This window comes from Flavobacterium sp. TR2 (assembly GCF_025252405.1).
GTDB lineage: Bacteria > Bacteroidota > Bacteroidia > Flavobacteriales > Flavobacteriaceae > Flavobacterium.
The window spans coordinates 3,129,956-3,144,965 of sequence record NZ_CP104307.1 but is presented as its reverse complement, the minus strand read 5'-3'; the positions used below and the strand labels follow the sequence as shown (position 1 = coordinate 3,144,965).

At 35.6% G+C, this 15,010-nt stretch carries 11 protein-coding genes; 4 read left to right on the top strand and 7 right to left on the bottom strand.

Annotated features, from left to right (window positions below):
• Positions 1-13: 13 nt before the first annotated feature.
• Positions 14-3,580, bottom strand: a complete 3,567-nt coding sequence (locus tag N4T20_RS13880) for a response regulator (RefSeq protein WP_260669730.1) — start codon at positions 3,578-3,580, stop codon at positions 14-16.
• A 16-nt stretch (positions 3,581-3,596) separates the two neighbouring features.
• Positions 3,597-4,811: a response regulator gene (locus N4T20_RS13875; protein WP_260669729.1), complete on the bottom strand. Its 1,215-nt coding sequence runs from the start codon at positions 4,809-4,811 to the stop codon at positions 3,597-3,599.
• A 391-nt stretch (positions 4,812-5,202) separates the two neighbouring features.
• On the opposite strand from N4T20_RS13875, the gene N4T20_RS13870 reads away from it, so the two are divergent.
• Together N4T20_RS13870 and N4T20_RS13865 are read left to right on the top strand one after the other, a co-directional pair.
• Positions 5,203-6,048 carry an SDR family oxidoreductase gene (locus N4T20_RS13870; protein ID WP_260669728.1) on the top strand — a complete coding sequence of 282 codons (846 nt, stop codon included), beginning with the start codon at positions 5,203-5,205 and terminating at the stop codon, positions 6,046-6,048.
• 144 nt (positions 6,049-6,192) lie between these two features.
• Positions 6,193-6,453 (top strand): SemiSWEET family sugar transporter, encoded by a 261-nt coding sequence (locus N4T20_RS13865; RefSeq protein WP_260669727.1) that lies wholly within the window; start codon positions 6,193-6,195, stop codon positions 6,451-6,453.
• A 64-nt stretch (positions 6,454-6,517) separates the two neighbouring features.
• Here the strand turns inward: N4T20_RS13865 and N4T20_RS13860 are convergent, their stop codons facing one another.
• Entirely contained in the window at positions 6,518-7,342 is an 825-nt protein-coding gene (locus N4T20_RS13860; protein WP_260669726.1) for a hypothetical protein, read from the bottom strand.
• 1,561 nt (positions 7,343-8,903) lie between these two features.
• Positions 8,904-9,245: a hypothetical protein gene (locus N4T20_RS13855; RefSeq protein WP_260669725.1), complete on the bottom strand. Its 342-nt coding sequence runs from the start codon at positions 9,243-9,245 to the stop codon at positions 8,904-8,906.
• A gap of 198 nt (positions 9,246-9,443) precedes the next feature.
• Between N4T20_RS13855 and N4T20_RS13850 the strand changes: the two genes are divergently transcribed.
• Positions 9,444-12,266, top strand: a complete 2,823-nt coding sequence (locus tag N4T20_RS13850) for a PAS domain-containing protein (protein WP_260669724.1) — start codon at positions 9,444-9,446, stop codon at positions 12,264-12,266.
• Here the strand turns inward: N4T20_RS13850 and N4T20_RS13845 are convergent.
• The gene (locus N4T20_RS13845) at positions 12,256-12,687 is read right to left on the bottom strand and encodes a response regulator (RefSeq protein WP_260669723.1); all 432 of its coding nucleotides are present in this window, start codon (positions 12,685-12,687) and stop codon (positions 12,256-12,258) included. The two genes, N4T20_RS13850 and N4T20_RS13845, sit on opposite strands and share 11 nt — an antisense overlap.
• 231 nt (positions 12,688-12,918) lie before the next feature.
• Between N4T20_RS13845 and N4T20_RS13840 the strand changes: the two genes are divergently transcribed.
• A complete protein-coding gene (locus tag N4T20_RS13840) occupies positions 12,919-13,419 on the top strand; it encodes a pyridoxamine 5'-phosphate oxidase family protein (RefSeq protein ID WP_260669722.1) in 501 nt (166 codons plus the stop codon).
• 132 nt (positions 13,420-13,551) lie between these two features.
• On the opposite strand, the gene N4T20_RS13835 is transcribed toward N4T20_RS13840, so the two are convergent.
• Together N4T20_RS13835 and N4T20_RS13830 are read right to left on the bottom strand one after the other, a co-directional pair.
• Complete coding sequence (locus N4T20_RS13835) at positions 13,552-14,265, bottom strand: DUF72 domain-containing protein (protein WP_260669721.1); 714 nt, start codon at positions 14,263-14,265, stop codon at positions 13,552-13,554.
• Complete coding sequence (locus tag N4T20_RS13830) at positions 14,262-14,993, bottom strand: DNA-formamidopyrimidine glycosylase family protein (RefSeq protein ID WP_260669720.1); 732 nt, start codon at positions 14,991-14,993, stop codon at positions 14,262-14,264. The genes N4T20_RS13835 and N4T20_RS13830 overlap by 4 nt, the downstream gene beginning before the upstream one ends.
• Positions 14,994-15,010: the final 17 nt, after the last annotated feature.

The following is a 15,010-nucleotide window of genomic DNA, read 5'->3' as shown; positions in this document are numbered from 1 at the left end:
GCATTTTAAAAAATTAGATTTTATCGTAAAGCCATACTCGCAGCAAGGATAACAGCTGGTCAACATCTACAGGTTTTGTAATATAATCTGAGGCTCCTGCCTTAATACATTTTTCTCTATCGCCTGTCATTGCCTTGGCAGTAACAGCTATTACGGCTAAGTTAAGAAATTTAGGATTGCTTCTTATTTTTTCTGCTGTTTCGTAACCATCCATATTTGGCATCATCATGTCTAACAACACGACATCTGTATCTGGATTTTCGTCCAAAATCTTAATGGCTTCTTTTCCGTCAAAAGCAGTGATGACATTCATTTTAAAGGCTTCTAAAGCTTTAGAAAGCGAATATATGTTTCGTACGTCATCGTCTACGATTAATACTTTTTTCTCAAATAGGATATTATTAAGCGAGTTGAGTTTTTTATGGGCTTCTTTTTTATGGTCTCCATTCTTTTTTTCTTCTACCAAATGAAGGAAAAGCGAAACCTCATCGAGCATTCTTTGGTATGAATGTGCCGTTTTTACAATAATCGAATCGGCATATTTCCTAATTTTTAATTCTTCTTTTATTGACAGACTTTTTCCTGTAAAGACAATTACCGGCAGATTTTCTAATCCTGGGCTTTTCTTTACGCCATCTAGAATTTCGTAAGCCTGTTTGTCTGGAATTCCCATATCCAGAATTACACAATCTACCTCTTCTTTTGTTAAAGCTGACAAACCTGCCGAAACTTCGCTTTTAATTTCAGAATTGATATTATACGTTTCTAAGAAATAAGCCAGAGCCTTTGCGTGTTTCGGATTATCTTCGATAATTAAAACCTTTTGCGATTCTTTGTTGATAATGTGTTCTATACGCATAAAGACTTCAGGAATTTTATCAAAAGCAACTGGCTTGTCTAAGAAATCTACAGCTCCCTTCAACAGACTTTCCTGTTTCAATTTGTGCGATGACATAATGTGAACCGAAATATGTTTGGTTTGAGAATGGTTTTTCAGTTCTTCCAAAACTTCCCAACCGCTCTTAATTGGCAATTCGATATCCAATAAAATTCCGATTGGTTTGTAGATCAAAGCAAAATTCAAGGCATAATCTCCCCTTACGGCAACAATTCCCTTGTACCCTTTTTTCTGTGTAAAGGCCAGTAGCGACTTAGCAAAGCTAATATCATCTTCTACAATCAAAATCACTTTATCGCCTTCTACAATGGAGTCTCTGTCGTCTTCAATTTCTTCTGGAACAACCTCGCTGATGTATTTTGGTTTTGCTTCTTCATCTTCAGATTCAACTTCGATCTCTTCTGCTTCAGGAATTTTGCTTACCGAAATTTTATTGATTGCAAAGCCAAAAACTGGAAGGCACAAAGTAAATGTACTTCCTTCGTTTACTTTACTATGCAGAATGATTTCTCCTCTTAATAATTTAGCGAGTTCGCGGCTTATTGATAGCCCTAAACCAGTTCCGCCATATTTGCGTTTTGTTGAACCGTCGGCTTGCTGGAATGCTTCAAAAATTAAAGGCTGTTTTTCTAACGGAATTCCGATTCCGGTATCTTTTACAATAAAGCAGATTATCTTATCATCATCTGTATCCACTTTAATTTCAAGAGAAACGGTTCCTTTTTCTGTAAATTTAATGGCATTAGAAATCAGGTTTTTTAGAATCTGCTCCAAACGCATTTTGTCTGTTTTAATAACAATTGGCGCTTCTTTGGCAATAATTTCAAAATTAATTCCCTTCTCTTTTGCCACCATATAAAACAGATTATGAAGGTTGTCTGTAATTTCTTTAGTAGAAACGTCCAAAAACTCCAAATCCATTTTACCTGCTTCAATCTTAGATAAATCCAGAATTTCATCGATCAATCCCAAAAGGCTGTTACCTGAACTCTGAATTACTTTTGCAAACTCAATTTCTTCATTGTTCATGGTTTTATTATTGTTTTCAGACAATAAACGGCTCAACAATAAAATAGAATTCAGCGGTGTTCTCAGCTCGTGCGACATATTGGCCAAAAACTCTGATTTGTAACGAGTTGTCAATTCTAAAGCTTCCGATTTCTTTTGAATTTCAGTATTTTTTTCTTCTAATAAAACACTTCTTTCGGATAATTCTTCATTGGTTTGCTCCAATTCTTCCTGCTGCACGCGAAGCTCTTCTTCTGAGGCCTGCAATTTCTCGGTCTGTGCTTCCAATTCTGCATTTATAGCTTCCAATTCGCTGTGCTGAATCTGAAGTTCTTCTGCCTGAGATTTTGTTTCTTCCAGAAGTTCCATTACTCTTTTACGGTTTTGCGTTGCTTTTAAAGCAATTCCGATATTATTGGCGACCAAATTCAGAAACTCTAACTGAAGTACAGAAAAACCATAAATGCTAGCCAATTCAACTGCTCCTTCTACCTTAAAATCCATTAACGGAAGCGCCACAATATGAGTCGGTTTGATCTCGCCTAATGCGTAATTGATTTGGATATTATCTGGAGAGAGCGCTTTCAATTCGAGCATTTTACCAGAAACAATCGCTTGGCCTATTAAACCCTCGCCCTTTTTGATTCGTTCGCGATTTTTACTCGGAATATAGCTGTAACCGCCAGAAATTGCCATTTCCTCGCCATCAACCACATACAAAACTCCCGCACTGCTGTTGGTATATTGGCACAAAAATTCGATTACATCTTTAGATAGCTTCTGAATGGTTTTTTCGCCCAGCATTTTATCATTCAACATTGCAACACCCGATTGAAGCCATTCTTTTTGGGATAACAAATCAAAAGAGTTTTTTAAAGAATCTTTCATTTCGTGAATAGAAGATCCCAAAGCGCCCAATGTATCTGCTTTTCGGTCATCGATCTGAACATCGTAATTCCCTTTAGAAATCTGAGATGCGATTCCGCCAATTACTTCCAACCTTTCAGCAGTTTCCTTATCTTTCTTGATCAATTCTTGCTGTAATAGAGACCTTTCGTTGTAATCTTTCAAGATTCTGATCATGAAAACAATGGAAATAAGAAAGGCAATAAAAAAAGCAATAACAATTAAAATTAAACTGTAAGTACCGTAACGTTCTGAATTTGAGTTACGTTCTTCTAGCAGCTGCTGTTCAGTATTTTCTATTTTTTTGATGATTGCTCTTATATCGTTCATCATTTTCCTTCCTTCATTCAAATCGAAAATCAGCGTTTGTTTGCTTAAACGTTTTTTTACAATCTGATTATTCAAATACTTAAAGAACCCCGAACGTTTAGTGCGCAATTCTTCCAGCAATTTTCTCTGCGAAGGGTTATCTGCTGTGAGTTCATCCAATTTTTCGAAATAAGTGTTTGATTTGGCCTCTGCATCATTAAATCGTTCTACAAACTGCTCGTCTCCTGTAAGCAGATACCCCCTCATGCTAGTTTGAGCTTCTGTAATAATCGATGAACCCTCATTCAGGTTATAAATTACATCCTGCGTATGGTTGACCCAAAAGTTGCTGTTTAATAAACTTTTGATGCTAATAAACGAAGCTACAGAACTAATGGTAAGCACAAGCAATGAAACTAGCGAACTAATTAATAAGTTTCTTTTAAAATTGCCATTCATATATTTCTCAGTTATTTTATTCGTATTTTAAAGGAAGTACAATGATAAAACTTGCACCTTCTCCTGGTTTGCTTTTTGCAGTGATTAATCCGTTATGCTTTTCTATAATTTTCTTTGCAATTGCCAATCCTATTCCGGTTCCTTCATAAGTTTGGCGGTCGTTTAAGCTTTGAAAAATAATAAAGATGCGATCCAGATACATTTCATCAAAACCAATTCCGTTATCTTTCACTGTGATTCGGCAAAATTTACCTTCTGGAGCAGTAGGACTTTCGATTGATTTTTCTAAAATAGTCTCGGAAGTTATTTCGATTATCGGTTTCTCTTCATTGCCCGAAAACTTCAAAGCGTTGCCTATCAAATTTTGAAAAACCTGACGCATCTGACTCGGAATACTGTCAATCGTTGGCAGTTCGTTGGTTTTTATAACAGCATTTTTACGCTCGATCAAATAATCAAAATCGCCCAGCACCTCCTGTAAAACCACATTCAAATCGGTTTTTTCGGGTTTAACCTGTGCAGAAAGCCTTGAATAAGCCAAAAGATCGGTAATCAAAGTCTGCATTCTCTCTGCCGATTTTATGGTTCGGTCTACATAATCTACCGCTTTATCATCTGCTTTTAAGTAAAGGTCTTTTATGATTTTAATGAAAATCTGAATTTTACGGATAGGCTCGTTCAAATCATGCGAAACTACCCACGAAAACTGTTGCAATTCATGATTTCGAAGTTCCAGCTCTTCATTTTTCTGAACCAGTTCTTTGGTTCTCTCAGCAATTTTGATTTCCAGATTATCCTGCGCTTCTTTTCTAATTTTGATTTCTTTAGAAAGCAGGTCTTTCATCGCTTTCAGTTCGTTTTGCTGTTCGTAGATTTTTATGAAAGTCTTCACTTTCAGCATCAGCAAATCGGTATCTACGGGTTTTGTAATATACTCAACGCCACCAGTTTCGTAACCTTTAAATATATATTTTTTCTCGGTATTAAGTGCCGACAGAAAAATCACCGGAATATCTTTGGTGCGTTGATTTCCCGAAAGAATTTTTACGACTTCAAAGCCATCAAGTCCTGGCATTTGAACGTCCATAATAATCAGACAGTAATCTGTTTTAAGAATTTTTTTGAGTGCCTCTTCTCCAGATTCAGCACTATCAACATCGATATTATGCAGCTCTAATGTTTTTTTTAGGGCGATAATATTTGCCCTTATATCGTCTACAATTAATACCATGTCGGAAAACTAAATCGGTTGTAAATCAAAATACTCAATTTTAATAAAATATAAAAATTTTCTTATTTTTTAAACAAATTGTAAAATCGTCTGTTAAAAAATGATGCGGAAATTCTCAAATGTATAAAAAAAATGACGGGTAGCTTTTTTATTTAAATCGCAAATAATTACAAAATTCCCATCTTTTGGCATCATTTTAAGCGTTCTGCATGATTGCTAACCTATTATGCATTGCCAATTATTTTTAGACTTTTTCTAAATTGAATGTAATTTCATACAACATTAGCTTTTTATTTTGATTGAGCTAAACATTATTTCTTTCAAGACAAAGATAACTTTATCTAAAAGCTAATTTTAAATAGCTCATTAATGGCTTAAACAGAAAGAAATCATGAAAAAGAAACAAACATTCCCTGAACAGAAACAAAATCTTCCTGGCAACGAATATATGATGACTCCCGAGCCAGAAATTATACGAGAAAATTATACCGGAAGCGGTAAGCTATTAGGAAAAACAGCTTTTATCACAGGAGGCGACAGCGGCATTGGCCGCAGCGTTGCGGTACATTTTGCCAGAGAGGGCGCTAATATTGCCATTGTCTATTTGAAAGAAGACAAAGATGCCCACGAAACAAAAGCTCTGATCGAAAAAGAAGGCCAGCAATGCCTCTTGATAAGCGGCGATTTGAAAGACGAAAAGTTTTGCCGTGCAGCTATAAAAAAATGCCATACCGTTTTTAAAAATATTAATATTCTGGTGAATAATGCTGCGGTTCATTTTCCTCAAAATGAATTGGAGAAGATAACAAACGCTCAGCTCCATAAAACTTTTGAGACAAATATTTATCCGTTTTTTTATGTCACCAAAGCTGCGCTTCCATTCTTAAAAGAAGGTGATGCTATCATCAATACCACTTCTGTAACGGCTTTTCGCGGAAGCGAACACCTAGCGGATTATGCGAGTACAAAAGGTGCTATTGTAAGTTTTACGCGCTCACTTTCGAGTATGCTGGCTAAAAAGAAAATTCGTGTCAATGGTGTAGCGCCTGGGCCAATTTGGACGCCTCTGATTGTAGCAAGCTTCGATAAATTATCTGAATTTGGAAAAGATAATCCGATGGAAAGAGCTGGACAGCCTTCGGAGGTGGCGCCTGCTTATGTGTTTTTGGCTTCTCAAGACAGCAGTTATATTACAGGGCAGTTTATTCATGTCAATGGCGGGGAATTGGTGGGGTGAAAAATTTCTAAGCTTCTAAGTTTCTAAGCTACTAAGATGCTGAGCTTTTTTTTTATGTAATCTACCTAAAAAAACCTAAAAAACTATAAATAAACATCTTAACCCTTAAAAACTTAGAATCTCAGAATCTTAAAAAAATAAAAAATGAATTTTATTGATGCAATAGGACTTTTTGCGGGAGCGTGTGTCACGATATCGACAGTTCCGCAAATTCTGAAGGTTTGGAAAACCAAAAAAGTGAAGCAGATTTCGCTTAGAATGTTTGGCACGCTTACTTTTGGGATTGCCATATGGGTTGTTTATGGCATTTTGAAAAACGATTTGCCTATTATTATCACCAACAGTATTTCTCTCATTTTAAACCTTATAATGGTATATTTTATTCTTTATTTTGAAAAAGAATAAAAAAGAAAAAAACAGCTCGATAGAAGCTGTTTTTTTTTGAAAGTGAAGGATATAATAATGCTTACTAGCTAGCTAATTTTTGGTTATAAGGTTTTAATTCTAAGTACTTTTCCTTGAGAACTCGCGATTGCATATTTCTCTTAAAAAATAATACTGGCGCTAAAATATGGCCTAAATTGATGTCTGACAATTTTTTCATTTCACTAAGCTGTTTAACTGCAAAGTCCAAAACAGGCTTAAGCGGAGTCAAGTAATTATAACTATGCTGCGCTATCTCCAGCTCCAGAATTTCATGCAGAATTTTTTTCATCAGCAAATAACGGACAGTTCCTTTTTGCGGAATCGTTTTAAGCTCTTGAAGCTTCCCTTCTATTTGCATATTCTCAGCTCCTATATATAAATAATTTCCAGATTCGTGCGTAAATCTCTTTTTAATCTGAAAAGCAAAATCAGCATTCTCTGCAGCATCGAGATTTGTCGGTATTCCGATCAATGAAAACTTGATCTGTTTATGGCTTTCAAAATACAATACGCTATTAATTGAAGATGAATTGCTCATAATGCCAGACTGCTGTTTTTTTAAGCTTCTAACAGCACCATTGGCACCAAAACTGTGTAAAACATTTCCTTTTTCGCAATACGCAAAAAATACAGGCATAAAAGGATTGGATTCTACACTTAAAATAACATCTTGATTGAAAGTCAAATCAAAATTGAGATACGACATATCTTTTTCAAAATGCACTCCAGAGATGCTTCCCGCTGCCCATTTTGATTTAATCGCCAATTTATATTCGTTAGCGCCACTAGATAAGTCTCCGCCAAAACTCTCTTTCAGATTATTAAAAACAGCATCAAAACTGCCAGTATTTATGTAAAGTTTTTTCATATTAGGATTGGTTTTAATAAACGGGTTAGTAACTATTTACGTACAAAAACCAATTTTGGTTTTTACTCCATTTCTATAATCCAAATTTCGTTTATATTGGCAGTCAATTCTTTATACAATTTTGGAGAGATATTTCATAATTTTTATTTTTAAGGAACAAAGGTTCTGAGGTACAAAGGCTCAAAGGTTTATAACCTTTGTCTTACAAACCTTTAGACAAAGAAAAATCTTTGTCACTTTGAACCTTTGCTTCTTTGCGCCTTTCCACCAAAAAAACTAAGGTTCTGAGGTACAAAGGCTCAAAGGTTTATAACCTTTGTCTTCCAATCTTTGTCACTTTGAACCTTTGCTTCTTTGCGCCTTTCCACCAAAAAAAACTAAAGTTCTGAGGTACAAAGGCTCAAAGGTTTATAACCTTTGTCTTCCAATCTTTGTCACTTTGAACCTTTGCTTCTTTGCGCCTTTCCACCAAAAAAAAAATAAGGTTCTGAGGTACAAAGGCTCAAAGGTTTATAACCTTTGTCTTCCAATCTTTGTCACTTTGAACCTTTGCTTCTTTGCGCCTTTCCACCAAAAAAAGCTAAAGTTCTGAGATACAAAGGCTCAAAGGTTTATAACCTTTGTCTTCCAATCTTTGTCACTTTGAACCTTTGCTTCTTTGCGCCTTTCCACCAAAAAAAAAATAAGGTTCTGAGGTACAAAGGCTCAAAGGTTTATAACCTTTGTCTTCCAATCTTTGTCACTTTGAACCTTTGCTTCTTTGCGCCTTTCCACCAAAAAAAGCTAAAGTTCTGAGATACAAAGGCTCAAAGGTTTATAACCTTTGTCTTACAATCTTTGTCACTTTGAACCTTTGCTTCTTTGCGCCTTTCCACCAAAAAAAAAATAAGGTTCTGAGGTACAAAGGCTCAAAGGTTTATAACCTTTGTCTTCCAATCTTTGTCACTTTGAACCTTTGCTTCTTTGCGCCTTTCCACCAAAAAAAGCTAAAGTTCTGAGATACAAAGGCTCAAAGGTTTATAACCTTTGTCTTCCAATCTTTGTCACTTTGAACCTTTGCTTCTTTGCGCCTTTCCACCAAAAAAAAAATAAGGTTCTGAGGTACAAAGGCTCAAAGGTTTATAACCTTTGTCTTCCAATCTTTGTCACTTTGAACCTTTGCTTCTTTGCGCCTTTCCACCAAAAAAAGCTAAAGTTCTGAGATACAAAGGCTCAAAGGTTTATAACCTTTGTCTTACAATCTTTGTCACTTTGAACCTTTGCTTCTTTGCGCCTTTCCACCAAAAAAACTAAAGTTCTGAGATACAAAGGCTCAAAGGTTTATAACCTTTGTCTTCCAATCTTTGTCACTTTGAACCTTTGCTTCTTTGCGCCTTCCCACCAAAAAAAACTAAGGTTCTGAGGCACAAAGGCTCAAAGGTTTATAACCTTTGTCTTCCAATCTTTGTCACTTTGAACCTTTGCTTCTTTGCGCCTTCCAACCAAAAAAAGCAGCTGCCTCAAATAAATTTGAAACAACTGCTCATCAGCAAAATAAAAATACCAATCTATTTTTATTCTTTTAAGTCAATTCGTTTATGTCAGCATTTTTAGAATAATTGGCTTTCGGAATATCTTTAAAAAATTCGGCTTCTTCCAAATCGGCCGTCGGACCATATCCTAACAAATGTGTTCCTTTTCTTTTATCCTTTGTTTCGATAACGTACAAAATCGACATATCGTCAGGATCGCTCATTCCTTCGTATCGATGGTGCGCTACAATAAATATATCTTCTGGGGTATACGCTTCTTTAGTTTCTGCATCTATTAAACGATCATTTTCGAATAGATAGCTGGCAGTGTAACCTTCTTCCTGATATCTCTTTATATTGTCGATTTCATGTTTTGAATCTTCTCGTTTCATATCTTTTAACTTTTCTGTTTATCAAATTTCCGCATAGAAAGAAGATAAAATTAACTCAATTGATTTTAATGTTGCCTCATTCAAAAATCGCCTTCAAATGAATATTTATTTTTTCTTAATTTTAACTAAGGCTAATTTGAAACACAAAATATTCTTTGAAAATTAGCTGATTTTGAGACCAATAAATACAACCCTTAAATGAGTAATAACTATTCTTTTCTGGCAAATGGAGGAGAAATGGGACAACTAACCCGTGCTAAAGATTGGAGCAAAACGGCTGTTGGACCGATAGAATTATGGCCGCAGAGTCTGCGCACTACTTTAGGAATTCTTTTAAACTCCAAATTCCCCATGTTTCTTTTTTGGGGACCAGACCATATTTGTTTTTATAATGATGCCTATCGCCCGAGTTTAGGAAATGATGGCAAACATCCGTCAATTCTTGGTAAAAAAGGAGCCGAATACTGGGCCGAGATCTGGGATTTTATTAAACCCTTGATAGATCAGGTTTTAGACAAAGGTGAAGCCACATGGCACGAAGACCAATTGCTGCCGATCTACAGAAATGGCAAAATGGAAGATGTTTACTGGACGTTTAGCTATAGCCCCGTAAACGATGAAAATGGAAAAACAAATGGCGTTTTGGTAATTTGCAATGAAACTACAAATCAGGTACTCACACGCAAAAATCTCGAAGAAAGCGAAAGGCGTTTCAGAAATACCGTTAAGCAGCTTCCTCTCGGAATCTGCGTTTTAAAGGGCGCTGATCTTATTGCCGAAATGGCCAATACGACTTATCTGCACATTGTCGATAAAAAAGAAAGCGATATTCTCGATAAACCTATTTTTGATTCGCTTCCTGAAACAAAAGAAACGGTTTATCCTCTGCTCAAAAACGTTTTCGAAACTGGCGTTCCTTATTTTCAAGACGAATTTGCCGTAACCTTAAACCGATACAACAAAGAAGAATTAGCTTATTTTAATCTCGTATTTTATCCATTAAAAGAAGAAAATGATAAAATCACAGGAGTAATAGTAGCTGCTTACGAAGTCACTGCAGAAGTAAGAGGAAGGCATCTGCTTACAGAAAATGAAGCGGCTTTTCGCAATATCGTAATGGAATCTCCTATTGCTATGGCCATTTTTAGAGGGAAAGATTATGTGATCGAAATGGCCAATGCTACCATGATGCATGATATTTGGCAAAAAGAGGAAAAGGATTTTATTGGCAAGCCTTTATTAGAAGTTTTTCCCGAATTGCACAATCAAAAATATCCTGAATTATTGCATGAAGTGCTGGCTAATGGTAAAAAAATTCGTGAAAACGAAGCTGTCGCCTATGTCGAAATTAAAGGAAAACTTAAAAAATTCTATCTCGATTACGAGTATACTACTCTGTACGAAAAAAACGGGAAGGCATCTGGAATTATGTGCACTGTTTATGATGTGACTTCTAAAGTAAAATCTCGAAAAAAAGTGGAAACCGCAGAAGAAAGGGCACGATTGGCAGCCGAAATTGGAGAAATTGCTACTTGGGATTTAAATCTTCAAACCAAAAAATTAATTTATAGCGATAACATTCTGAATATTTTTGGATTTGAAAAAGGCACTAAAATAATTCATGATGATATTCGAAGCCGAGTGCTCCCTGAAGATGATCATATTGTAGTAGAAGCTTTTGCAAAAGCGGCAAAAGAAGGAATTTATAAATATGAAGCGCGCATTTTAAAATTAGATCATTCTATAGGATGGATTAAAGTGCACGGAAGAATCTTTTTTGATGATAACAATAATCCGTCAAAAATGATTGGAACCGTGATGGATGTTACCTTAGAGAAAAATATGCAGCAGGTTTTAATAAAAAGCGAACAAAAGTTCCGACTCCTCGCCGATTCTATGCCTCAGCTTATCTGGACAAGCGATACGCTCGGAAATTTAAATTATTTTAACAAAACCGTTTACAACTATTCTGGACTGTCTAAAGAGAATATTGAAAAAAATGGATGGCTCCAGATTGTGCATCCAGACGATCGCGAAGAAAATGTAAAACTTTGGATGGAATCTGTAAAAACGGGAAATGATTTTCTTTTCATTCATCGTTTTAAACGTTATGATGGCGAATACAGATGGCAGCTCAGCCGTGCGATTGCGCAATTGGACGAGACTGGCAAGATCTCAATGTGGGTTGGAACCAGTACCGATATAGAAGAACAAAAAAACTTTACCAATAGGCTCGAAGAGCAAATTATAGAGCGGACCACACAGCTGGAACTCAAAAACAGAGATTTAGTTAATATGAATATCGAACTGCAGTCGTTTGCTTATATCTCAAGCCATGATCTTCAGGAACCTTTGAGAAAAATACAGACTTTTGCCAGCCGATTGGCCGATTTGGATGAGCAGAATATTTCGGCAAATGCCAAGTCTTATTTGGCAAGAATTGAATTTTCTGCTAAAAAAATGCAGAATCTCATACAAGATTTGTTAACCTATTCCCGCGCCAATTCTGCCGATCGTGTCTTTACAACGGTTAAAATTGACGAAATTGCAGAAGAAGTAATCAGTGATTTTTCGGATCGTATTGAAGAAAAAAATGCTGTTGTGGAATATCACGATTTGGGCGAAGCGACACTTATACAGTTTCAGTTCAGACAATTGCTTCACAATTTGGTAGAAAATGCCTTAAAATTTTCAAAGCCTGGCATTCCTCCAAAAGTGAAAATATCGGTTACGCCTGTTGATGGAAAATTGCTCCCAAACGCTGAGTTTAAGGACAAAGTGTATCATCACATCCAAGTTTCGGATAACGGAATTGGTTTTGAACTTGTTTATAAAGAAAAAATCTTTGAAGTTTTTCAGCGTCTCAATACTGAAAGCGAATATAAAGGAACCGGAATTGGTCTCGCCATTGTGAAAAAAATCGTAGAAAACCACAAAGGTTTTATTACCGTATTCAGCGAAAAAGATAAAGGTTCAATTTTCAATATTTACATTCCTGACTTATCAGAGATCAATATTTAAATACAAAATTGGATTGGTTCGGAATAAATTTTTTCCAGTCAATCTGTATTGCGTGTTCTATGGCCTTTATAATATCGCTCATTAAAACCGGTTTGGTAATAAAGCAATTGGCGCCTAGATTAAGGCATCTCTCAATATTCCCCGGTTCGCTCGAAGTTGAATAAATTACTACCGGAATATCTTTTTTGTCTTCAGAATCTCGAAGTTCTTTCAGCACATCAAATCCATTTTTTCCAGGCATATTCAAGTCTAAGAAAACTACAGACGGAATAACAGCTGGATCAGAAATAGCATTTAAAAAATTCTGGCTTCCTGAGTACGTTTTCAATTTGATATTCTGGGGTATAGATTCCACTGCATCTGCAAAAATACTTAAATCGTCTTCGTCGTCATCAGTATAGAATATAGTGAAATCTGTCATTGTAATTTGTGGCTTAGAATTTTAAAGTCCCAAATATAGTGCAATTTTATGTAACAAATAAAAATCAGAGTCAATTTCTTACAAATCGAATTGAAATCTCATAATTTATAAGTTTAATTATATAATTTAAAAAAGGGCAAAAAGCGCCAACTTTACTTTGGTATTTTTTTTCAAGAAATATCTATTTGTCTGTCAATTAATTAAACATTAAACAACTTAAAATATACTATTATGGGCGATCATAAAGACCTTACAGATGCATTTGCAGTAGACAAAATAAAAGATCTGGCTGCACATATTAAAACTTGTATGTTTTGTACATATAACGAATACAGAATACAATCTCGGCCTATGTCTGTTCAGAAAATTGATGATTTGGGAAACTTATGGTTTTTATCGGACAGAAACAGCGGACAAAATGCTGAAATTACATTGAATCCGATGGTCGAAGTTTTCTTTGCCGAACCGCACGACAAGTTTTTAACGCTTCACGGAACGGCAAGCATTTCATACGATCGAGAAACTATCGAAAAATTATGGGATCCGGCAGTAAAAATTTGGATGCCAGGCGGCGTAGATGATCCGAATTTAAGCGTTATAAAATTTGTTCCGGAAGATGGTTATTATTGGAATAACAAAAACGGAAAAATGGTGGCTATTGCTAAAATGACAGCCGCGTTTATTACAGGAAAAACAATGGATGATGGTATTGAAGGAACTCTAAAATTGTAGTTTTTTAGTTTAACTGTTTTTTTAAACCGTAAAGTCCTCAAAGTTTTACGCTAAGTTCGCTAAGATTGTTTTCTTTTGCGTACTTTGCGTAAAACTTTGAGGACTTTGTTTCTCAGCACTAACAAAAACAATTCAAACAGCCATTCTTTTCAATTCTAAAGCATTCAGAATACCTGCTTCACTTGCCGTATTGTTAAAGTACACAAATCCTTTTTTGGAATGAATCTGGCGTTTCACCTCCTGTAGTTCTTCTATAGAATAGCTGGAATGAAACAATCTCGGAATTCCGTGAAAACGCACATACAGTATTGGAAAATCCTTGAAGATAGTTTGAGGAAGATTCGGATAGCTCACACTGCAAAACGTGATATTGTTTTCTTTAAATGCATCCCAAACCTCATCATTCCACCAGCTTTCATGGCGAAATTCAACTACATTTTTAAAATCACGATCTAAAATTTGGATTATGGCGTCTAATTTTTCTTTGCTAAAAGCATAACTTGGAGGAAATTGAAACAAAATAGCTGCGAGTTTGTCTTTCATGCCTTCTTTGCAAATTTTATAAAAGTCATTCAAGCGGCTTTCGCAGTCTACAAGCTTTTTAATATGCGTAATTTCTTTCGGGACTTTGACCGAAAACAAGAAAGATTCGGGCGTTTTATGATACCAATTTTGAAAAATGCGGACAGTTGGGAATTTATAAAAACTGCCATTAAACTCATAAGTGTCAAAATGCTGGCAGTAAAACTCAAACCACTTTTTGGAAGGAAGATTTTGAGGATAAAAAACAGTCTTCCAAAAGCTGTTGTAAAAGCTGGAACATCCTATAGTTACTTGGTTTTTCATACATATAATTGTTGGCAGTTAGTGCAGAAAAAACTTCTGCGTTTTCGTACTCCCGTCTGTTTTTTCTGAAACGGGAGATTGCATCGCAAGCAGACACTTTTTGTATATGCTTCCCAATGCTTTTTGAGCTCAAATTTCTTTTTCCAATACAAAAATTCAAAGCTGTAAATGGAGCATTCCGCGATTAGCTGGCTTTTGACATGGGGCGGGATTTTTTCTATAATCGATTCTGGATGCACGTGACAGCGATACAAAACCTCATTTTTAATGATATTGCCAACTCCAGAAAAAATATCCTGATCTAAGATTACATCACAAATCATTTTTTTGGGCATATCTTCCATGCTAAGCTGTGCCTTTTTCGGATCCCAATTTTCGTTCATCACGTCAACGCTCCAATCGTAATGAGAATTGATATCGCCTTCTAAAATTTTAACCGAGCAGGTGTAAAAATTAAGCTCTCCGTTTTCAAAAACCAAACTCAGTCTTGGTTTGGCAATTTTGCGCTCATTTATTCGGTAAGTTCCAAACATGAGCATATGGATTTTTACCGTAAAAGAATCAAAACAAATTAAAAAATGTTTTCCCCAGGTTTTAAATGCAAGAATCGTTTTATCCTGCAGCCTAGAAATATCAATATGCGTATTGCCAGATACAGAAATGATTTTCTGTCCTGCAAATTGCTGCACTTCTTCTTTTAAGATTACTATAGATGGACCTTCGGGCATATAATAGATTTTCAATT

What these genes read in the sequence shown, in the direction of transcription:
- N4T20_RS13880 (WP_260669730.1), bottom strand. Translation starts at nt 3,580, where the DNA reads ATGAATGGCAATTTTAAAAGAAACTTATTAATTAGTTCGCTAGTTTCA.
- N4T20_RS13875 (WP_260669729.1), bottom strand. Translation starts at nt 4,811, where the DNA reads ATGGTATTAATTGTAGACGATATAAGGGCAAATATTATCGCCCTAAAA.
- N4T20_RS13870 (WP_260669728.1), top strand. Translation starts at nt 5,203, where the DNA reads ATGAAAAAGAAACAAACATTCCCTGAACAGAAACAAAATCTTCCTGGC.
- N4T20_RS13865 (WP_260669727.1), top strand. Translation starts at nt 6,193, where the DNA reads ATGAATTTTATTGATGCAATAGGACTTTTTGCGGGAGCGTGTGTCACG.
- N4T20_RS13860 (WP_260669726.1), bottom strand. Translation starts at nt 7,342, where the DNA reads ATGAAAAAACTTTACATAAATACTGGCAGTTTTGATGCTGTTTTTAAT.
- N4T20_RS13855 (WP_260669725.1), bottom strand. Translation starts at nt 9,245, where the DNA reads ATGAAACGAGAAGATTCAAAACATGAAATCGACAATATAAAGAGATAT.
- N4T20_RS13850 (WP_260669724.1), top strand. Translation starts at nt 9,444, where the DNA reads ATGAGTAATAACTATTCTTTTCTGGCAAATGGAGGAGAAATGGGACAA.
- N4T20_RS13845 (WP_260669723.1), bottom strand. Translation starts at nt 12,687, where the DNA reads ATGACAGATTTCACTATATTCTATACTGATGACGACGAAGACGATTTA.
- N4T20_RS13840 (WP_260669722.1), top strand. Translation starts at nt 12,919, where the DNA reads ATGGGCGATCATAAAGACCTTACAGATGCATTTGCAGTAGACAAAATA.
- N4T20_RS13835 (WP_260669721.1), bottom strand. Translation starts at nt 14,265, where the DNA reads ATGAAAAACCAAGTAACTATAGGATGTTCCAGCTTTTACAACAGCTTT.
- N4T20_RS13830 (WP_260669720.1), bottom strand. Translation starts at nt 14,993, where the DNA reads ATGCCCGAAGGTCCATCTATAGTAATCTTAAAAGAAGAAGTGCAGCAA.